This window comes from Candidatus Hartigia pinicola (genome assembly GCA_020541205.1).
GTDB lineage: Bacteria > Pseudomonadota > Gammaproteobacteria > Enterobacterales > Enterobacteriaceae > Hartigia > Hartigia pinicola.
In genome coordinates this window covers 1,874,747-1,895,867 of the sequence record CP048208.1, presented here as the reverse complement: position 1 = coordinate 1,895,867, position 21,121 = coordinate 1,874,747, and the positions used below count along the sequence as shown (strand labels likewise).

Here is a 21,121-nt window from a genome sequence, read left to right as displayed (position 1 = left end):
ATGTGCGCCCCCTTAATTTCAGTATTTATCTGGGTGGAAGACTAGATCTGGACTTCTAGTACAAACAAATTATACCTCTTCTAGTTCGATGTTAATAGCTAGTGATCGGATCTCTTTTAGTAATACGTTAAAAGATTCCGGCATACTTGGTTGCATCTGATGACTACCATCGACAATATTTTTATACATCTTTGTACGACCATTAACGTCATCCGATTTAACAGTAAGCATTTCTTGCAGCGTATAAGCTGCACCATATGCTTCTAGTGCCCAAACTTCCATCTCTCCGAAACGTTGACCACCAAATTGTGCCTTACCACCTAGTGGTTGCTGCGTCACCAAGCTGTAAGAACCAGTAGAACGGGCGTGCATTTTATCGTCTACTAAATGATTTAATTTTAGCATGTACATGTAACCAACAGTTACTTGACGTTCAAACTTCTCACCAGTTCGACCATCGAACAATGTAATTTGACCGGACGTATGTAAACCACCAAGTTTTAATAATTCTTTGATTTCAATTTCTTTTGCACCATCAAATACGGGTGTTGCGATTGGCATGCCGTTTTTGAGATTTTCAGCTAAACGAAAAACTTCATCATCAGAGAAAGCCTTCAAATCAACTTTTTGACGCGTATCATCACCAAGGTTATAGGCTGTTTGGATAAACTCACGTAGTGTAGTAATGCTTTTCTGTTGTTTAAGCATAGCATTAATTTTATCACCAATACCTTTTGCTGCCATACCTAAGTGAGTTTCTAGAATTTGACCAATATTCATACGAGATGGTACACCTAAAGGGTTTAGAACAATATCAACTGGGTTACCATTTTCATCATAAGGCATGTCTTCAATGGGGTTGATTTTTGAGATAACACCTTTATTTCCATGGCGGCCTGCCATTTTATCACCTAGTTGAATTTGACGTTTAACAGCCAGATAAACTTTAACAATTTTTAGTACTCCTGGGGCAAGGTCGTCACCTTGAGTGATTTTATGGCGTTTAACATCAAGTATCTTCTCAAACTTTGATTGTAGTGCATCATATTGTTCAGCTAATTGTTCTAACTGTTTTTGTTTCTCTTGATCAACCAGGTATAGATCTAACCAACGATTACAAGACAGTTTATTCAGTTGGTCAACTTCAATTCCGCCACTAATTAATACAGAGCGAATACGTGCAAATAGACCAGATTCGAAGATACGTAGTTCTTCAGTCAAGTCTTTTTTTGCTTCACGTAACTGAGTTTCTTCGATTTCTAAAGTACGTTTATCTTTTTCTACACCATCACGAATAAAAACCTGCACATCAATAATTGTGCCAGAGACACCATTTGGAACTCGTAAAGAAGAATCTTTAACATCAGATGCTTTTTCACCAAAAATTGCACGTAGTAGTTTTTCTTCTGGTGTTAATTGAGTTTCACCTTTAGGCGTCACTTTACCAACAAGGATATCTCCGCCTTTTACTTCGGCACCAATATACACAATACCGGACTCATCTAATTTAGAAAGAGCTGATTCACCAATGTTTGGGATGTCTGCTGTAATTTCTTCAGGCCCCAATTTAGTATCACGAGATACACAAGCAAGTTCTTGAATATGAATAGTTGTAAAACGGTCTTCTTGAACGACACGTTCAGAAACGAGGATAGAATCTTCGAAGTTATAACCATTCCATGGCATGAATGCAACACGCATGTTTTGGCCAAGAGCCAATTCACCGAGGTCAGTTGAAGGTCCATCAGCTAAAACATCTCCACGTTCAATTGGTTCACCTAAAGATACGCAAGGTATCTGGTTAATACAGGTGTTTTGGTTAGAGCGGGTATATTTAGTCAGATTATAAATATCAATTCCAGCTTCTCCTGAATGCATCTCGTCTTCTTGTACTTTAATAACAATACGTGACGCATCAACATACTGAACTGACCCTCCACGTTTTGAAACTACTGTAACACCAGAATCAACAGCAACTGCACGTTCCATTCCAGTCCCAACTAATGGTTTATCAGCACGTAAAGTAGGAACTGCTTGACGTTGCATGTTTGCACCCATTAGTGCACGGTTAGCATCATCGTGTTCAAGGAATGGAATTAAGGAGGCGCCAACAGAAACCACTTGTTGAGTTGAAACATCCATATATTCAACCTGGTCACGAGTAAATAAACTTGATTCACCACGATTACGGCAAGTAATGAGTTCTTCAACGAACCTACCATTTTCATCTAGGACGGTGTTTGCTTGAGCGATAATAAAATTACCTTCTTCAATAGCAGACAGTTCATGGATTTCGTTAGTGACTAGGCCATGACGTACTAAACGATATGGTGTTTCAAGAAAACCATATTTATTAGCCTGTGCATATACAGAGAGTGAGTTAATCAGACCAATATTTGGGCCTTCTGGTGTTTCAATTGGACATACACGTCCATAGTGGGTTGGATGAACGTCACGTACTTCAAATCCTGCTCTTTCACGGGTTAAACCACCTGGGCCTAATGCTGAAATACGACGTTTATGCGTAATTTCAGACAGTGGGTTATTTTGGTCCATAAATTGAGAAAGCTGGCTGGAGGTAAAAAATTCTTTCACTGCTGCAGAAATTGGTTTCGCGTTAATCATATCTTGCGGCATTAATGTATCAAGATCTCCCAGAGAAAGACGTTCTTTTACTGCTCGTTCAACACGTACTAGACCAATGCGGAACTGGTTTTCTGCCATTTCACCTACAGAGCGAATACGACGGTTTCCTAAGTGATCAATATCATCTACCTCACCTTTACCATTACGAATATTGATAAGTTTTTTCATTACATCTATGATATCTTTCTGACTTAAGATGCCAGGACCTGTAATCTCGTCTCGAGATAATGAACGATTGAACTTCATACGACCAACCGCAGATAAGTCATAACGATCTTCTGAGAAAAAGAGATTATCAAATAGATTTTCTGCAGCTTCGCGTGTTGGTGGTTCACCAGGACGCATCATTCGGTAAATTTCGACTAGTGCACCTAAGCGATCATTTGTTGGATCTATACGAATAGTTTCAGAAATATATGCTCCATGGTCTAAATCATTCGTAAATAGCGTTTCAATGGTTTTATAACCAGCCTGGCTCAGGCGTGCTAAAATATCTAATGAAAGCTCCATATTGGCTGTGCAAATTAGCTCGCCTGTACTTTCATTAATATAATCTCTTGCTGCCACTTTAGAAACGATGTATTCCATAGGAACTTCTATTGTATTAACTTTGTCTTGTTCTAGTAAGCGAATATGACGAGCTGTGATTCGACGTCCTTTTTCAACGTAAATTTTACCATTTGATTCGATATCAAAAGAAGCTGTTTCACCACGTTGACGCTCAGGTATTAGTATCATTATTAATTTGTTATCGTTAATTTGAAAGACAGTTTTATTGAAGAACAAATTAAGAATTTTTTCGGTGTTGTAATTCATTGCCCTTAGGATAATAGTTGCAGGCAATTTACGACGACGGTCAATACGTACAAAGAGATGATCTTTTGGATCAAATTCGAAATCAAGCCACGATCCTCGGTAAGGAATAATGCGTGCGTTATATAGCATTTTACCTGATGAGTGCGTTTTACCTTTGTCACTGTCGAAGAACACACCAGGACTACGGTGTAACTGAGATACGATGACACGTTCTGTCCCATTAATGACAAATGTTCCGTTTTCAGTCATGAGTGGAATTTCACCCATATACACTTCTTGTTCTTTGATATCTTTTACAGTGCCTTCTGGTGCTTCACGCTCATAAATAACAAGGCGTAATTTAACACGCAGAGGTGCAGAATATGTGATACCACGAATTTGACATTCTTTAACATCGAAAACAGGGGCACCTAGACGATAACTAACATATTGCAGTTCAGCATTACCGCTATAACTCTGAATAGGAAATACGGAACGAAAAGCTGCTTCTAGTCCATGTTGACCATTAGGATCTTGCTCGATAAACTTCTGAAACGAGTCAAGTTGAATAGAAAGAAGATAAGGTACGTCTAATACTTGTGGACGTTTACCAAAATCTTTACGAATACGTTTTTTCTCGGTATAAGAGTAAACCATAGGGTTCCTCAGCTCGCTGTTCAGTGACCTAAGTTTATCCGTCCGAAAGGACAGATTCGCTAACGCTATTTTTGCAACATAAAATTTATGCTTTCTGTAATCATAGTTAATATTACTCTTAAATCATTTTATTACAAAACTCCACTAGAGAACTATCCGAGAGGGTCGTAGATGCAGCCGCAGTGTATCAGTTGTCAATAGAAAGAGTATTGGAGGTTTTGTTAACACTAAAATTACGTAAAAAGCTGTTAATATGCATCCTTATTTCATAGAAAAAAGCTGATGAATTAATAATCATCAGCAATCAGCCTTTATGTAAGGTTGTAACTTAAAGGCTGAAATTATTTAAGTTCAACAGAAGCCCCGGCTGCTTCAAGAACTTTTTTCAAGTTTTCAGCTTCCTCTTTGCTAGAGTTTTCTTTAATAATAGTTGGGGCTGATTCTACTATATCTTTAGCCTCTTTTAGTCCAAGACCAGTGGCGCTACGAACTGCCTTAATAACAGACACTTTATTCCCCCCAATTGCAGAGAGGACGACATTAAACTCAGTTTTTTCTTCGATAGTTTCAACTGGACTTGCAGAAACAGTAATGGCTGAAGCAGCAGAAACGCCGAATTTTTCTTCCATCATACCAATAAGTTCAACAACATCCATTACAGACATCTCAGCAACTGCGTTAAGAATTTTGTCTTTAGTGATCGACATAACAAGTGTTCCTAAAATTCAGAAATAATTTATACGTTAATAAAGTAACAAAAGAAATGGCTTATACAGCTCCTTTCTGATCACGTAGAGCAGCTAAAGTTCGCACGAGTTTTCCTGTAGAGGCTGCTTGAATAGTTTCTATCAGGTGTGCGATGGCTTCTTTGTAAGTAGGCAGTTGTGCTAAAATATCTATATTTTTAGCCTCAATTAACTCACCTTTAAATGCTGCAGCCTTAATTTCAAATGCTGGATTCGATTTTGCGAATTCTTTAAACAGTCGAGCAGCAGTGCCTGGATGTTCGTTAGAGAACGCAATTAAAGTAGGACCAATAAATGTGTTTTGTAGAATTTCGTAAGAAGTTCCTTCAACAGCACGACGGATTAGCGTGTTACGCACAACTCGGATATAAACGCTAGATTCGCGACCTGCTTTACGTAGGTTAGTCATTTTTTCTACAGTTACGCCTCTTGAATCAGCAACAACGGCAGACAGTGCGCTTTTAGCTACTTTGTTGAGTTCAGCAACAATCGCTTGTTTTTCTTGAAGATTTAGTGCCATTATATGCTTGCTCCTGGATGAACCGGGAAATTTTTGGATTCACATCGCGCAAACACGATATTATATAATGCGCTAAAATACAGTGTGCAAGAAGCCAAAATAAAAAATTCTTGGTATTTGTGTTATCATCTACACCGGTAAATGAAGTATTATTACTACACCTACGATCTTTGAACAGAGTCTGAATATGACAAGATTCTACACTTAAATATATTTGTTTCTAAAGTCTCAATAAGAAAATTGAAGACGCTCGATTCATTTAACTTTAAAGAAACAGCAAAGTTTTATTGGAAAAATCTAGAGGCTTGACAATTAAACTATTACTGAAAGACCTGATGGATCGATAGTAAGGCCTGCCCCCATAGTAGTAGACAAGGTAATTTTTTTGATAAAAATTCCTTTAGCAGAAGTTGGTTTTTCTTTTTTTAAAGAAATGAGTAAAGCTTCTAAATTTTCTTTTAATTTTTCAGAATCAAAGTCAACTTTACCAATAGCACTGTGGATAATACCATTTTTATCATTACGATAACGAACTTGACCTGTTTTAGTATTTTGAACAGCTTCAGCAATATTGTTTGTTACAGTACCAACTTTTGGGTTTGGCATTAGACCACGAGGGCCTAGAATTTGACCCAATGGGGTAACAATACGCATGGCATCTGGAGACGCAATAATAACGTCAAAAGAAATTTCTCCTAATCGAATTTTATCTGCCAGATCTTCCATTCCAACTAATTCAGCTCCAGCTGCTTTAGCTGTTTTTGCATTGTCACCTTGAGCAAATACAGCAACGCGTACTACACGCCCAGTACCATGTGGTAATACAGTTGCACCACGTACGTTTTGATCGGATTTACGAGCATCGATGCCAAGGTTAATTGCAACATCTATGCTTTCTATAAACTTAGCAGTCGCTAACTCTTTCAGTAAAGAAAGAGCTTCATGTATCTCGTATTGTTGAGATACATTAACCTTTTCACGGATGTTACGCATGCGCTTATTTAGTTTAGACATTGATTAATTCTCAACAACTAGGCCCATAGAACGAGCAGTACCTTCGATTGAACGCATGATTGCATTAATATTAGCACCTGTCATATCTGCAGATTTAGTTTTAGCTATTTCAAGAATCTGAGAATAGGTTACCTTGCCAACTATATCTTTATTTGGTTTACTTGAGCCAGATTTAATATCAACTGCTTTTTTTAGTAAAACCGCGGCAGGTGGAGTTTTAGTAACAAAAGTAAAAGAACGATCTATATACACAGTAATAACAACAGGAATTGGAAGACCTTTTTCTAAGGTATCTGTTTTTACGTTAAATGCTTTACAAAATTCCATAATATTTACACCTTGTTGGCCTAGTGCTGGACCAATTGGTGGACTTGGGTTAGCCATACCAGCTGCAACTTGCAGTTTAACATAGGCTTGTACTTTCTTAGCCATAGATTTTCCTTTAAATGGTAATGACGCTTAATGCTTATAGGTTCCCTATTGTATTATCAAGCTTTGTAAGGCATATTACAGGCATAAAAAATAAAAAAGTACAATATTATATGCATATTTTTTTCATTATGCAAGATAATTTTATAGTTAAAATTACCCTTTTTCAACTTGAGCGAAATCTAATTCAACTGGAGTGGCGCGACCAAAGATTGAAACAGAAACTTTTAAACGACTCTTTTCATAATCTACTTCTTCAACAACACCGTTAAAGTCAGAAAACGGACCATCACTGACACGCACCACTTCACCTGGCTCAAAAAGTATTTTTGGCCGCGGTTTATCACCAATTTTTTGCAAGTGATTCATAATTGCATTGACTTCTTTGTCACTAATGGGTGCTGGGCGATCTGAAGTACCACCAATAAAACTCATAACACGAGGTACACTGCGTACTAAGTGCCAAGACTCATCATTCATAATCATTTGTACTAGCACATAGCCTGGAAAAAACTTGCGTTCACTTTTACGCCGTTGACCACTACGAATTTCAACAACTTCTTCTGTTGGTACCATGATTTCTCCGAAATAGTCTTTCATACCATATAATTTAATGTATTCATGCAGAGATTGTGTCACACGACCTTCAAAACCAGAGAAAGATTGAATAACATACCAGCGCTTTTTAGGTAAATCTGACATTTAGAATAACCTCAAGTTTATAATAAACGAAACTAAACGTACTAAGATACCATCTAACCCCCAAAGTATTAAAGACATAACAGTGGTGACTACAGCAACAATGAAAGTTGTCTGCAATGCTTCTTGACGTGTTGGCCAGATTACTTTTCGTATTTCAATGCGAGCTTCATGCAAAAATACTAAAGTTTTTTTTCCTTTTTTTGTACATGCAGCAATAAAACTAGCAATAGTTAAAAGCGTGACAACAGAAAAAGTGCGCAGTGTAGGATTATATTGACGAAAATAATAATTTCCCACTATAGAAATTAACAAAAAGATAACGATAACTATCCATTTCAAGACGTCTATATTACGTTCACGTCTACTTACTTGAGTGTCGGTATTCGTATTCATAACGCATGCAACCTATTACTATAAAGTATGTATAAAATTATTTTTTAAAAAGACAAGCGAATTAGTCAATAGTATTTATCAGTATATCTCTTATGTATTTTAATAATGAGTTAAGTGAGAAAAGAGTATGATTTATACGTTTACGAAATTAAATAATTTTGTCTCATCCATGGTGTATGATATTTTATTTTAAATTATTTCTCGCGTGTTTAAAAAAAATATTGAATATCATTTTATAAAACATATCATGAGACGTCACTGTAGTAAAATATAGCATATATTTTAATTACAGCTTTAATTAAAGCTTATTTAATAGTGTAAGTATTATAATGCATTATTTATTTTTTTATATTATTATTTTTTTAATAATGATATCAATAAGTATTAAATAGATTAAAAAAGAGCATCCTATAGATGCCCTTTCTACTGAAGGTCATTATTATTTAATGATTTTTGAAACAACACCAGCACCTACAGTACGTCCGCCTTCGCGAATTGCAAAACGCAAACCATCATCCATAGCGATTGGATGAATAAGTGTAACGATCATATTGATATTATCTCCTGGCATAACCATTTCAATTCCTTCTGGTAATTCAACAGTACCAGTTACATCTGTTGTACGGAAGTAAAACTGTGGACGGTAACCTTTGAAGAATGGAGTATGACGACCACCTTCATCTTTCGTTAGGATATATACTTCTGATTCAAATGTTGTATGTGGTTTTATTGACCCTGGTTTTGCTAAAACTTGACCTCTTTCAATTTCCTCACGCCTAGTACCGCGTAGTAAAACACCTACGTTTTCACCAGCACGTCCTTCATCCAAAAGTTTTCTAAACATTTCAACACCAGTACATGTTGTTTTAACCGTTGATTTAATTCCAACAATTTCTACTTCCTCACCCACTTTAATAATACCACGTTCAACACGTCCTGTTACTACAGTACCACGTCCAGAAATTGAAAATACATCTTCAATTGGTAGTAAAAAAGGTCTGTCAATGGCACGTTCTGGTTCTGGAATATAATGGTCTAAATGGTTTGCTAATTCAATAATTTTTTCTTCCCATTCTGAATTACCTTCTAGTGCTTTGAGTGCTGAACCACGAATAAATGGTGTCTCATCACCTGGAAAATCGTATTGAGACAACAATTCACGAACCTCCATTTCAACGAGCTCTAAAAGTTCTTCGTCGTCTACCATATCACATTTATTTAGGAAAACAATTATATAAGGAACGCCAACTTGACGACCTAACAAGATATGCTCACGAGTTTGTGGCATGGGTCCATCTGTAGCAGCCACCACCAGAATTGCACCGTCCATTTGAGCAGCGCCAGTGATCATGTTTTTAACATAATCGGCGTGTCCTGGGCAGTCTACGTGTGCGTAATGACGAGTTAGAGTATCATATTCTACGTGAGATGTAGAAATAGTTATACCGCGTGCTTTTTCTTCTGGTGCGTTATCAATTTGATCAAATGCACGCGCACTACCACCATATTTTTTTGCTAAAACAGTAGTGATTGCTGCTGTTAAAGTGGTTTTACCATGATCTACGTGGCCAATTGTACCAACATTAACGTGCGGTTTTGAGCGTTTAAATTTTTCTTTAGACACAACTTCATTCCTTATAGTAGTTCCTTTTTATTATCTAAAAAGAATTTAATTAAAGCAGTTAGATGAGTGATAACTGATTATTTGGCATTACGAGCTTCAATGACAATTTTTGCAATGTTGTTTGGTGCCTCATTGTACTTCAAAAACTCCATTGAGTATGAAGCACGGCCTTGCGTTTGTGAACGTAGGTCAGTGGCGTAGCCGAACATTTCGGACAATGGTACTTTCGCACGAATGACTTTGCCAGTAGACATATCCTCCATGCCTTCAATGATACCTCGACGACGATTTAGATCACCAATAACATCACCCATGTAGTCTTCTGGTGTTTCAACTTCGACTTTCATGATAGGCTCAAGCAATACTGGTTTGGCTTTTTTAAAAGCATCTTTAAATGCTATTGATGCTGCTAATTTAAATGCCAGTTCAGATGAATCAACATCATGATATGAACCATCATGTAAACGTACACCTAGTTTAACTACTGGATAACCAGCTAATGGTCCTGATTTTAATTGTTCTTGAATACCTTTATCAACAGCTGGTATGTATTCACCCGGGATAACACCACCTTTAATCTCATTGATAAACTCATAGTTTATTTCAGCACCATCTTTATCTTTTTTGTCTAGCGGGTATATGTCAATGATAACATGACCATACTGACCGCGACCACCAGATTGTTTAGCATGTTTTCCTTCAATATTTTTAACATTTATTTGAATAGTTTCACGGTATGCGACCTGAGGTTTACCAACGTTCGCTTCAACTTTAAATTCACGACGCATACGGTCAACCAAAACATCTAAGTGTAATTCTCCCATCCCAGCAATAAGAGTTTGACCTGTTTCCTCATCACTTGATACGCGAAATGATGGATCTTCTTGAGCTAAACGCCCTAAAGCAATACCCATTTTTTCTTGATCTACTTTAGTTTTTGGCTCAATAGCAACTGAGATTACTGGTGCTGGGAATTCCATGCGTTCTAAGATGATTGGCGTATTAATTGCACATAAAGTATCGCCTGTAGTAACGTCTTTCAGACCAATGGCTGCCGCAATGTCACCAGCCCGCACTTCTTTAATCTCTTCACGTTTGTTAGCATGCATCTGAACAATACGACCAAAACGTTCTTTTTTAGATTTCACTGGATTTAATACAGTGTCACCTGAATGTACAAAGCCAGAGTAAACACGAAAAAATGTTAAGTTACCTACGAACGGGTCAGTTGCAATTTTAAATGCTAAAGCTGAGAATGCTTCCTCATCGCTTGCTTGACGCTTTTCTGGAGTATTTTTGCCATCATTTAGAATACCTTTAATTGCAGGTATATCTGTTGGTGCTGGTAAATAATCGATAACTGCATCTAACATTGCTTGAACACCTTTATTCTTAAAAGCAGAACCACATGTGACTAAGATGATTTCGCTTGCAAGAACTCTCTGACGAAGAGCTGCTTTAATTTCATTTTCAGTTAATTCATCTCCGCTTAAATATTTTTCCATCAATTCTTCTGAAGCTTCTGCTGCAGATTCAATGAGTTTATTTCGCCACTTTTCAGATAATTTTTGCATGTTAACAGGAATGTCTTCGTATTTAAACGTCACACCCTGGTCTTCATCGTTCCATTTTATTGCTTTCATTTTAATTAAATCAACAACACCGGTGAATAAGTCTTTTTCGTTAACAGGTAACTGAAGTGGAACTGGATTTGCAGCTAAGCGTACTTTTAATTGCTCAACAACACGTAAGAAGTTAGCGCCCATTCGGTCCATTTTATTAATAAATGCGATGCGTGGCACTTTATATTTATTCGCTTGACGCCATACAGTTTCAGATTGTGGTTGAACCCCACCAACAGCACAATACACCATGACTGCGCCATCAAGAACACGCATGGAACGTTCTACTTCAATTGTAAAGTCAACGTGTCCTGGGGTGTCAATAATATTTATGCGGTGTGGTTCGAATTGTGTTGCCATACCAGACCAGAATGCGGTAGTTGCTGCAGACGTGATAGTAATACCACGTTCTTGTTCTTGCTCCATCCAGTCCATTGTCGCAGAACCTTCGTGCGTTTCACCAATTTTATGATTGACACCTGTGTAGAATAGAATTCGTTCAGAAGTTGTTGTTTTTCCGGCGTCGATGTGTGCACTGATGCCGATGTTACGATAGCGTGATATTGGCGTTTGACGGGCCATATGTTTCTCTCTCTTGGGAGTGCAGTTCATCATATAAAGTTTAGCAGAAGGCTCACCTGAAAAACATCACTAATATGGTAAAATTACCAACGGTAGTGAGCGAATGCCTTATTAGCTTCTGCTATACGGTGAACGTCTTCACGTTTTTTAACAGAGGAACCTTTGTGGGCAGCTGCATCTAATAATTCGTTTGCTAGGCGCACCGACATAGACTTGTCAGAGCGTTTACGAGCAGCATCAACGATCCAACGCATGGCTAGAGCATTACGACGAATTGAGCGAACTTCTACAGGGACTTGGTAAGTTGAACCACCAACACGTCGAGATTTAACTTCTACAGTAGGACGCACGTTATCTAGTGCTAATTCAAATGCATCAAGTTCACTCTTACCAGAACGATAAGCTAAGGTTTCAAGTGCATTATATACAATGGATTCAGCAGTAGATTTTTTCCCGTCTACCATGAGAATATTTATAAATTTAGCTAGTAATTCTGAACCGAATTTAGGATCAGGAAGAATTTTACGTTGACCAATGATGCGACGACGTGGCATAGGTGTTACTCCGTGATTACTTCAGGTTTTGTCCAAAACTCTGTAAGAGTATTTTGAGATTAATATTGAATATTAACGTGTTTGGCCTTACTTAAGGTACTTCTGTTAAGCCTTAGGCTTCTTAGCACCGTATTTAGAACGGGCTTGTTTACGGTTTTTAACACCAGAACAGTCTAGTGCTCCACGAACAGTGTGATAACGTACACCTGGTAAGTCTTTTACACGACCTCCACGAATAAGAATTACAGAATGTTCTTGCAAATTGTGGCCTTCACCACCAATGTAGGAAGAAACTTCGTAACCATTAGTTAAACGAACACGGCATACTTTACGTAAAGCTGAGTTTGGTTTTTTTGGCGTGGTAGTATATACACGAGTACACACGCCACGTTTTTGCGGGCAAGCTTCCAGTGCTGGCACGCTACTTTTAGCTACTTTTGAGTGACGAGATTTGCGCACCAGCTGATTAATCGTTGCCATTATTAAAAAATCTCCTAATTTTTAATTTTTAAACATAGATGTTAATTTATTTATCAACATAGCAATAAACAAGTTTACAAAATTTTATTGCTGACTATCTTATGTGTCAAGAAATATACAACTATTCATCCCTTTATAGAGAAAACTGTTGTTTATGATTAGCAGTGAGCCAAACGAAATCTTCGTATGAGGCTAATATAACTTGTTCTGAAATCATATTTTGTAAGCCTCGAGCGTTGACATCTTCATTTAATACGTAAATTTTGGCGCCTTTTTCATACAGGCTTCTGAAGTGCATTGATTGGCTAATTACTGCAATGACACCATCTTGTATTAATAGAATGGTATCTCTAGGTGTAATTAGTCGAAGAATAAATCTAAAATCACATTGGAAAGGTGAAGTTGAGATAATATAAAGCATAGAAAAATTCCAAAATTAATTAAAATTTAAGTACAATATCACAGTGAGATAATTTATTGATTATTTTTGTATTACTGATTATATCAACATCAACAATCCACTTACTATCTTCAGAAATACCTCGTTCTTTTAAAGAGTGTGCACAAAGATAAATGTTCTTAATATCGTAAAGTGATAAGATTTTAAATGTAGAGATATAGTCTCTAGATAAAATTTTATTAGGATCTTGATTAGCTAATAGTTGGCAAACGCCATCTGAGAGAAAGAAAACGTTAATATTATTCGTAAGGGCTGAAGTGGCGAGTAATGCATCTAACCCCTCTCTACCGCTAGCATTTCCATGCGGTGTAGATAGAAAAACGAAAGCAAATTTTTTCATTTAATTATTTAAAAACAAATAGTTCTATTTGTGGTCATCATCGCTTCTGCAAGACTGCCTACACTGCTCATAATAAAACTATTAGCTAAATTATGTGTAATTAATGACAGAGCATCAGCCTGTTTTTTATCTGTTACTCCACGGCGTAAAGCGGCGGAGATACAAATGTGCATTTCGCATCCAGCTTTTTTACTGAGTTCTTGCCATGCAGTAACTAAATTAAACTCGTCATGAGCTGGTGTAGCTAATACATTAGCATTAAAAACACCTTCTCTGTAAAAAAATAACATTTTCAAGCGATGTCCTGCTTTAAGTAAAGCATTAGTAAATTGGTACGCACTAACTGATTGTTGCGTTCCATATGCAGGTCCAGTAACCAGAACACAGTAAGTAAGGTGTTGATTTCTCATTGATTAGTCTTAAATGTTGTTAATGTAAAAATAAATAGTATAATGAAATAATCTTTCATGTTTTTTAGACTTAATGATAATCAAGCTAATACTAAATCGATCAAATGAACAAAAACATTAATAAGATTTTTCTATTTTTATATTTAGCATCATTTTTATGAATTTAACCCGGTGATGTTGAATAACTAAAATTTTACGGATTATTTTAAAAATATAGATTTTATTATCTATTGGTCTCTTAATAAATTAGCGCAGTATATAATACATATAATCTAAAAATATTTTATTTCTATAATTATTGTGTAAATATACAATATTAAAGTATTTTTAATAATTTTTTATAGATTGCAAAATACTCAAAGTCATTTTTTCATATAGTTGATTATAAGCTATTTGATTGTGTATAATAATTGATTATTTGATGATGAAATTTTTATCTGGATTATAACTTTTTTTAAGAAATGCATTTGTATTTTTCATGCTTGTTGTATTAATAAGCACTACTTGTCGTATTTACTATACAGCTTTTAAATATGAACTATACGGCAATATGTTACGCTTGCTATATACGCTTGAGCTCTGTTTTTTAATATTTTTTTGAGGGTTTTAACTAGTAAAATAATGCCAATGTTTATGAGTAAAAATATTCAACAGAATTTCCTTTTAAAAACTATTAGTTAAAATATACTTTATGTACAAGAATTAATATATATTTTCATTTTCTGCGTCACAGGAATTAAGTTTGTTAAATGTTTTTTCATCTATTATAATATTTATATATATTATGTATTTTTGTAAAATTATCTATAAAATAATTATATTTAAAAATGTGAATAGGTCTGAGGAATGTTCAGTGTATTTTTACTTTATTTATGATATTGTAATAGCTTAAATTTTTTGAGATTAGTAACTCTTAGTTAATATATTTATTTTTCAATATGTTATGATATATCATATTTTATTTTAGAATTTTATCTTGTGTTTTTAAAATTAAATATCATTTATTAAGATAGAAAATTCATGGTTAGAATAATTATTATTTTTAATAAACATTTGTAACAGTTTCTAAAAATAATGCAATGCAATGCATTTTTTTGTATAAAAACTTAATAATGTGTTGCTTGAAATTAAAAATTATAGTGTATAGTTTTATTAATTCTTATTTTAATTTTGTAAAACAGGTTTTGTATTTTATATTCTTCATGATGTATAAAATAATATTCTAAATTTAGTTTAAAAATTGACTGATTTATTTTGTGATTAATTTTTTAAAATTTATTATTTCAACTTTGTTTAAAAAGATGAAAGATAAGTTTAACATGTGTGTTTATACAAACTAGAATTATTGATTCATAGTAGTTTGATCATGTGTTGTTATATTTCTTTTTTTCTTGAATGATCGATTGCTTAATAATTTGATAGTTCTGTGATTATTTGTGATGATTTAGATTATCTAATATTGAAATTCTAGAATTAGAATATGTAAAGTTTCACGGTTGTATGTTAATGATCATCAGTTTTTAAATGTATTATAATGCTGATTAAGTGTTTATAGTGACAAATACTAACGTTAAATTCAGTATAACGAAAACCATAAAATGGTATCATATAACCTTTAATAAAAGAAGAATTTTCGTTTATTGTAACTTTCTTTAACTATAATGATTGCCTATTTATTATTTAATAATGATAATAAATTTATATCAGTGATGTAAATGGAGAAATTATTCAATATATTACAATTTGTTCTTTAATACTGAAAAATGCTTTCGATTATTTGATATTTACAAGGCGTTTTCTTGTATTACTTTTTTAAAAAAAGTTATTCATGAAATGTGAAAGAAAATAATTTTTCAGAAATAACTTCTTATATTATGATTATGTATCACTGAGTGAATCATATTCTTTGAAACAAAATTAGACTAACTGCAACCTACTGAAAAATATAGTTGACGTAGTTTATGTTAGGTATAATTAAATGTACATTTCATTTATTTTAATCAAAATAATATGTGAAACTGTAAAAATGTAAATTTAATTTTTGAAAAAATTATAATGCGCGAAAAGTTTTGTTAGTATTATGTAATAAATTTATTAGAGATTTGAATTTTACCTAATAAAATTGTAGTTACTAGATGTTGAAAATTAAAAATAACAAGCATTTATACATGTAATTTATATAAACAATCATATTATTTTTAAATACTAAATAATATTTGGTTGCTTATACAGATTAAAAAAGTTAGACACAGCGTGTATCCGCATATTAAATAATATATTATTTTACTCTATTTCAAAAGAGTAGGATGGTTAGTGTGCATGGAGTGGTTGTAAATACATTTCGGAATACAGAAAAAATAGAGAACAATATATTTACATATTAGGTTATAGTTTATTAACTTAACATATCGTATTTTCTTCTACTTAGTAGCATATTGAATTCTATCCTAAAGTTTTTAGTACATCTTAAGTGCACTTAATTACAAAACAATTTTATTGTATCATTATCATCTAGTCAATTTTATAATTAAGTTCACTACTATATTATAGTGTAAATTATTTTTGACTAATTTTTATTAATAAATTGCAATAGTTTTCACGCGAATTATTCTTTAGCCTTCAGTTAAAGTATTTATAATTGTTCTAAAATAAGTCGTAGAGAAATTTATATGTATCTAATTTTGATAATAATTTTCAATAAAATATGATAAAATGTCGTAAAAGTATTTACGTTTTTAGTATTTTTAGTCTGAAATATTATTTAAAACAGAAAAGCTAGATTTTAATTGTTGACGATGCAATTCGGACGGTGTCAACTGCCAAATATCTTACATTCTTGATCTGAAAAATCTACAAAGTTTAGTAATATATTTATTATAGAAGTTAAATACAGAGCAATCATATTTGCTAACAACTACTTTAGATGCACCAGTTAATGTTTTCGGCATCAATAATTAATGTAGGTTTTTGTACACGTATCATTCAAGTTATCAGCTAAAACTATAAGATTTTCCGTATGAGTATTTATCACTTCAGTAGATTTATTGTTATGGTACGAATACTATCACCTAATTTACATGTATTACTACTAATCATATGCTCAGAAAGACAGAGAAGTGATTTAATAAGTTTTTCGATTGCGAAGCATGGCTAAAGCTAATGGACAAGCTCGTGTTATTACTTTTTACATTTGTTTCCATGGAGTGTGTTAAAGAAAAAAATTTTTCTTCTATAAACAATTGAATTACATGTATTTTTTTTGATTAAATAAGTAAAATAGAAGTGTGTATATTAGCTGTTAGCTTATATCTATATATTCACAAAATAGGTTCATGTTTTAAACTAAGACCAATTAATACGTAAATTGCTATAATTTTATTTTATTAAATCCTGGATTTTATGATGTTATAAGTCATATAGTACAGATCAATATAATATAGTAGATTAGTTACACATTGTGATAATTCTTTTGAGTCAATCTCTTCTTCTAGCGTATGAATAACATTGCGTATTTAATTAACTTTACGTGTATAGTTTTTAACTATTCACACTGAGTTTGTAGTAAAATTAGTTATTTTATTGTTCTTGTGTGTTTTAGTGCTTGAAACTCTTGTCAGAATTCTCAGCTTGTTTTTAAATTGTAACATCATTTATCAAAAAAAGATATTGGAAGTTTTCTGATTATGTAGTTTATGTTTATCACATTCAATAGCATCTTACGTATTACGGTGTTTAAAATGCACTGTAATTCCTATTTTTACCATAATGGATAAAAGCGTTTTTCTACAACAAGGCTTATAAAGTTGTATGGAAATTATCACTTGCATAATTTATTTTATGAATAATTTTTTAAAATTATATGTTTTATAAAGTTTTATGTGACAAATAATTTAAATGATAGTGTATAAAAATTTGTTTTAAAATGATAGTTAACAATAAATTCTTGATATAGAATTTTTTTATTTATAGTAGTTTATTTTAATACCTAACTTAATTTGTATTTTTATTTAAAATAAAATTAGAAGTTGAAAATATATTGACACGTAACTTATTAATACAAATAAATATTTTAATAGATTAGTGATTGAGTGGATATTAAGAGAGTACAGCTAAAAATAATGAGACTACCTAGTTATTAAACACATAATTTATTTATGTCTCTGTTTTTTGAGAAGATCTTATATTGTAAAATCTTAAACGATATTTGAATAAAATAAAATAATTCTAAGAGATGTAAAATACAATAGAATTTAATTGTACTTATTATGCATAAACTGGATGCCGTAAGATTTATGTTATGAAATATCTATGAATTAACATTTTATTTTTGGTAGAAAACTTAGTTGAAATAAAAGATTTTATTCAGGGAGTTCGTTGTATTTACTTAGATTGTGTAATCATCTTTGAAAGAAATGATAATATAAAGACTACATTGCATGATTAAGTAAAAAAATAATTTTAACATTATGAGTCGTGGTTGTTAAGAAAATTAGTAATATACTAATTAATACCTGTTGTATTGTTTACGTTAATACCGTACATCATGTGAATTTATTTACGAAATATACTTAAATTGTTATTACATAAGTATACGTTATGTATATTTTATAATGTATTGTGATTTTTATTATGCTTTTTTAAAGATTTTTTTGAAAAATGTTATTAATAATGAAAGTACTCTACAAGGCGTTAAGATTTATATTATCTTTGAGTCTTTCTATGGTGTAAATAAGGCACGTAAACGATTAATTACATCATGAATCTGTTTGATTGCATAATCAATTTCTTCTTCGGTTGTAAAGCGGCCAAATGAAAAACGAATGGAACTATGAGCTAGCGCATCATTTATTTCTAGCGCACGCAATACATAAGAAGGTTCATAGTTTGCGGATATACATGCAGAACCAGAAGATACAGCTAAGTCTTTTAAAGATATTATTAATAACTCGCCTTCAACATGATTAAAGCTAATATTCAGAATATGTGGTGCGCTATTTTCTAAATTACCATTGAGATAAATCTCTTCAATATCTTTAATACCATTCCAAAGTCGTAGACGTAGTGTATGTAATTGAGTGGATTCATTAATCATCTCTTTTTTAGCAATACGACACGCTTCTCCCATTCCTACAATTTGGTGAACAGCTAAAGTTCCTGAACGCATACCTCGCTCATGACCTCCGCCATGTAGCTGGGCTTGAATATGAATACGTGGTTTGTGACGCACATAGAGAGCGCCAATTCCCATTGGCCCGTATAGTTTATGAGCAGAGAATGACATTAAATCGACTTTTAGTATTGACAAGTCAATAGGTAACTTACCGACACTCTGTGTTGCATCGACATGAAAAATAATATTTCGTCTGCGGCAAATTTCACCGATTGTCGCAATATCTTGGATGATACCAATTTCATTATTAACATGCATAATAGAAACAATAATAGTATTTTTACGGCATGCAGCGTTAATTTGTTTTAAATCAAATAAACCACTTCGTTGAGGAGTAAGGTAAGTAACCTCAAAGCCTTGATTCTCAAGTTGATAGCAGGTATCTAAAACCGATTTATGTTCAGTTTTAGAAGTAACAATATGTTTACCTTTATTTTTATAAGAATTAGCAGCACCTTTAATTGCTAAATTATTTGATTCTGTTGCACCAGATGTTAATATAATTTCTTGAGGATTAGAATTAACTAATTCTGCAATTTGATCACGTGCAATATCAACAGCTTCTTCTGCTTGCCAACCAAAAACATGTGAACGAGATGCAGGATTACCAAATACTCCATTTATTGTCAAGTATTGTATCATTTTTTCAACAACACGCGAATCAACCGGAGTTGTTGATGCATAATCAAAATAAATTGGTAATTTCATTTTTCATTTACTCCAAAATACAAAGTTATCTCCATCTCTAATAAATATTTATAAGGATCATAATAAAATAATATAACAAATCTTTTCAATTAATATATGAACTTATATTAAGGGAAATGTTATTAATATATTTTATATTTCATCATATTGAAATATCGTATATATTTAGTAATGTGTCGTATGAGTAAGTAAAATAAATAATAATTTATAATTAGTTTTATAAAATAATAAAATTATTTTTAGGATTTTGTATTTGATAATAATCGTTATATTCTAATACTTTATTAATTCAGAGAAATTTATAATCAACACAGCTACTTTAGAATTTTTTAAACATAAGTATTTTCATATATCTTGTCAGAAAACACTATACTATAATTAGTGGTATCAGTTAAAATATTTCAATACATTAAAGCTCTATAATTATTAGTAAAAATTAGATACCTCAAAGAAAATTATTATCTATGAAATATTTTGTTCATTATTATATATTTAAGAATCTGTTTCTCGTAGGATATTTTCGCAGATTTTTTTTGAAAAGGTATACTATATATTAATATTTAAATTTTACACAATTAACAGAAATAGAGATTAGCACGCTAAGGTTGATATGAAGATGTGTTTTTAAAGGTTAATCTCATCACTGGTTAGAGTGATGAGCTATTTTTATAATCATGAATTAGTAAAGCATTAATAATACGGATGTATTTTGTCTAAATATTATGGCTTCTAGAAGAATATTTAGGAGTTTTATAATAGGTTATAATAGACATACATAATTGATTTCCATTGTAATGTCAGTATAAAAGGTAATGTCATTAATATAGTGTATCGTTTCAGTGTATGTCTTTCATAAAATTTTAGTTCATGCATAAAAATTTGTTATCAGATTAGGAAGTAATGCGCGTGAAATATGTTCGGATCCTGTATATAAGATGCTAGTTTTAATTGTAAAAATGATAAAACGTAATCAACTCCATGCTGTCAATTTAAGCTTCAAGATTTAGATAGTTAAATATAATTAGTTTAGCTAATATATCGAAGTATCTAAAAGATACGGTAAGAACTATTTAAATATTTAATTTCGTTTTGTGACGTTAGTATTTATAGGCCATTTTAGTAAGAAAATACTGAAGATACTATTAAATATAGCAATTTCAGAGAGTATGTATATTTAGGTTATTCAAAAAATAAGAATTGAATATATTGACATTTCTTAACTCACGTGGCTACTGTAGATGTTATTATTTTAATAAAATATATAAATAA

At 32.6% G+C, this 21,121-nt stretch carries 15 protein-coding genes; all 15 read right to left on the bottom strand.

The window, feature by feature from the left end; genetic code table 11:
- Positions 1–69 precede the first annotated feature (69 nt).
- The 15 genes from rpoB to GFV14_RS03430 all read right to left on the bottom strand — a co-directional run bounded on the left by rpoB (position 70) and on the right by GFV14_RS03430 (position 19,852).
- Complete coding sequence (rpoB, locus tag GFV14_RS03500; protein ID WP_457914278.1) at positions 70–4,098, bottom strand: DNA-directed RNA polymerase subunit beta; 4,029 nt, start codon at positions 4,096–4,098, stop codon at positions 70–72.
- 341 nt (positions 4,099–4,439) lie between these two features.
- A complete protein-coding gene (rplL, locus tag GFV14_RS03495; RefSeq protein WP_457914277.1) occupies positions 4,440–4,805 on the bottom strand; it encodes a 50S ribosomal protein L7/L12 in 366 nt (121 codons plus the stop codon).
- A 61-nt stretch (positions 4,806–4,866) separates the two neighbouring features.
- Positions 4,867–5,364: a 50S ribosomal protein L10 gene (gene rplJ, locus GFV14_RS03490; protein ID WP_457914276.1), complete on the bottom strand. Its 498-nt coding sequence runs from the start codon at positions 5,362–5,364 to the stop codon at positions 4,867–4,869.
- Between the two features lie 312 nt (positions 5,365–5,676).
- Positions 5,677–6,378 (bottom strand): 50S ribosomal protein L1, encoded by a 702-nt coding sequence (gene rplA, locus GFV14_RS03485; protein WP_457914275.1) that lies wholly within the window; start codon positions 6,376–6,378, stop codon positions 5,677–5,679.
- Between the two features lie 3 nt (positions 6,379–6,381).
- The gene (gene rplK, locus GFV14_RS03480) at positions 6,382–6,810 is read right to left on the bottom strand and encodes a 50S ribosomal protein L11 (protein WP_457914274.1); all 429 of its coding nucleotides are present in this window, start codon (positions 6,808–6,810) and stop codon (positions 6,382–6,384) included.
- Between the two features lie 153 nt (positions 6,811–6,963).
- Positions 6,964–7,509 carry a transcription termination/antitermination protein NusG gene (nusG, locus tag GFV14_RS03475; RefSeq protein WP_457914273.1) on the bottom strand — a complete coding sequence of 182 codons (546 nt, stop codon included), beginning with the start codon at positions 7,507–7,509 and terminating at the stop codon, positions 6,964–6,966.
- The gene (secE, locus tag GFV14_RS03470) at positions 7,510–7,902 is read right to left on the bottom strand and encodes a preprotein translocase subunit SecE (protein WP_457914272.1); all 393 of its coding nucleotides are present in this window, start codon (positions 7,900–7,902) and stop codon (positions 7,510–7,512) included.
- A 439-nt stretch (positions 7,903–8,341) separates the two neighbouring features.
- A complete protein-coding gene (gene tuf, locus GFV14_RS03465; protein ID WP_457914271.1) occupies positions 8,342–9,526 on the bottom strand; it encodes an elongation factor Tu in 1,185 nt (394 codons plus the stop codon).
- 77 nt (positions 9,527–9,603) lie between these two features.
- The gene (gene fusA / locus GFV14_RS03460; RefSeq protein ID WP_457914270.1) at positions 9,604–11,730 is read right to left on the bottom strand and encodes an elongation factor G; all 2,127 of its coding nucleotides are present in this window, start codon (positions 11,728–11,730) and stop codon (positions 9,604–9,606) included.
- 83 nt (positions 11,731–11,813) lie between these two features.
- Positions 11,814–12,284 (bottom strand): 30S ribosomal protein S7, encoded by a 471-nt coding sequence (gene rpsG, locus GFV14_RS03455; protein WP_457914269.1) that lies wholly within the window; start codon positions 12,282–12,284, stop codon positions 11,814–11,816.
- Between the two features lie 105 nt (positions 12,285–12,389).
- Positions 12,390–12,764, bottom strand: coding sequence for a 30S ribosomal protein S12 (rpsL, locus tag GFV14_RS03450; protein WP_457914268.1), 375 nt, complete (start codon positions 12,762–12,764; stop codon positions 12,390–12,392).
- Positions 12,765–12,897: 133 nt separating this feature from the next.
- A complete protein-coding gene (gene tusB, locus GFV14_RS03445; protein WP_457914267.1) occupies positions 12,898–13,185 on the bottom strand; it encodes a sulfurtransferase complex subunit TusB in 288 nt (95 codons plus the stop codon).
- A gap of 19 nt (positions 13,186–13,204) precedes the next feature.
- The gene (gene tusC / locus GFV14_RS03440) at positions 13,205–13,564 is read right to left on the bottom strand and encodes a sulfurtransferase complex subunit TusC (RefSeq protein WP_457914266.1); all 360 of its coding nucleotides are present in this window, start codon (positions 13,562–13,564) and stop codon (positions 13,205–13,207) included.
- A gap of 8 nt (positions 13,565–13,572) precedes the next feature.
- Positions 13,573–13,974, bottom strand: a complete 402-nt coding sequence (gene tusD / locus GFV14_RS03435; RefSeq protein ID WP_457914265.1) for a sulfurtransferase complex subunit TusD — start codon at positions 13,972–13,974, stop codon at positions 13,573–13,575.
- Positions 13,975–18,691: 4,717 nt separating this feature from the next.
- On the bottom strand, positions 18,692–19,852 hold the full coding sequence (locus GFV14_RS03430) for an IscS subfamily cysteine desulfurase (protein ID WP_457914264.1): 1,161 nt from the start codon (positions 19,850–19,852) through the stop codon (positions 18,692–18,694).
- Between the last annotated feature and the right edge of the window lie 1,269 nt (positions 19,853–21,121).

Bases quoted from the DNA above. Each gene is read 5' to 3' on its own strand.
- rplL (WP_457914277.1), bottom strand. From the start codon at position 4,805: ATGTCGATCACTAAAGACAAAATTCTTAACGCAGTTGCTGAGATGTCT.
- rpoB (WP_457914278.1), bottom strand. From the start codon at position 4,098: ATGGTTTACTCTTATACCGAGAAAAAACGTATTCGTAAAGATTTTGGT.
- tusB (WP_457914267.1), bottom strand. From the start codon at position 13,185: ATGCTTTATATTATCTCAACTTCACCTTTCCAATGTGATTTTAGATTT.
- rpsG (WP_457914269.1), bottom strand. From the start codon at position 12,284: ATGCCACGTCGTCGCATCATTGGTCAACGTAAAATTCTTCCTGATCCT.
- GFV14_RS03430 (WP_457914264.1), bottom strand. From the start codon at position 19,852: ATGAAATTACCAATTTATTTTGATTATGCATCAACAACTCCGGTTGAT.
- rplJ (WP_457914276.1), bottom strand. From the start codon at position 5,364: ATGGCACTAAATCTTCAAGAAAAACAAGCGATTGTTGCTGAACTCAAC.
- rplK (WP_457914274.1), bottom strand. From the start codon at position 6,810: ATGGCTAAGAAAGTACAAGCCTATGTTAAACTGCAAGTTGCAGCTGGT.
- rpsL (WP_457914268.1), bottom strand. From the start codon at position 12,764: ATGGCAACGATTAATCAGCTGGTGCGCAAATCTCGTCACTCAAAAGTA.
- tusD (WP_457914265.1), bottom strand. From the start codon at position 13,974: ATGAGAAATCAACACCTTACTTACTGTGTTCTGGTTACTGGACCTGCA.
- tusC (WP_457914266.1), bottom strand. From the start codon at position 13,564: ATGAAAAAATTTGCTTTCGTTTTTCTATCTACACCGCATGGAAATGCT.
- fusA (WP_457914270.1), bottom strand. From the start codon at position 11,730: ATGGCCCGTCAAACGCCAATATCACGCTATCGTAACATCGGCATCAGT.
- rplA (WP_457914275.1), bottom strand. From the start codon at position 6,378: ATGTCTAAACTAAATAAGCGCATGCGTAACATCCGTGAAAAGGTTAAT.
- secE (WP_457914272.1), bottom strand. From the start codon at position 7,902: ATGAATACGAATACCGACACTCAAGTAAGTAGACGTGAACGTAATATA.
- nusG (WP_457914273.1), bottom strand. From the start codon at position 7,509: ATGTCAGATTTACCTAAAAAGCGCTGGTATGTTATTCAATCTTTCTCT.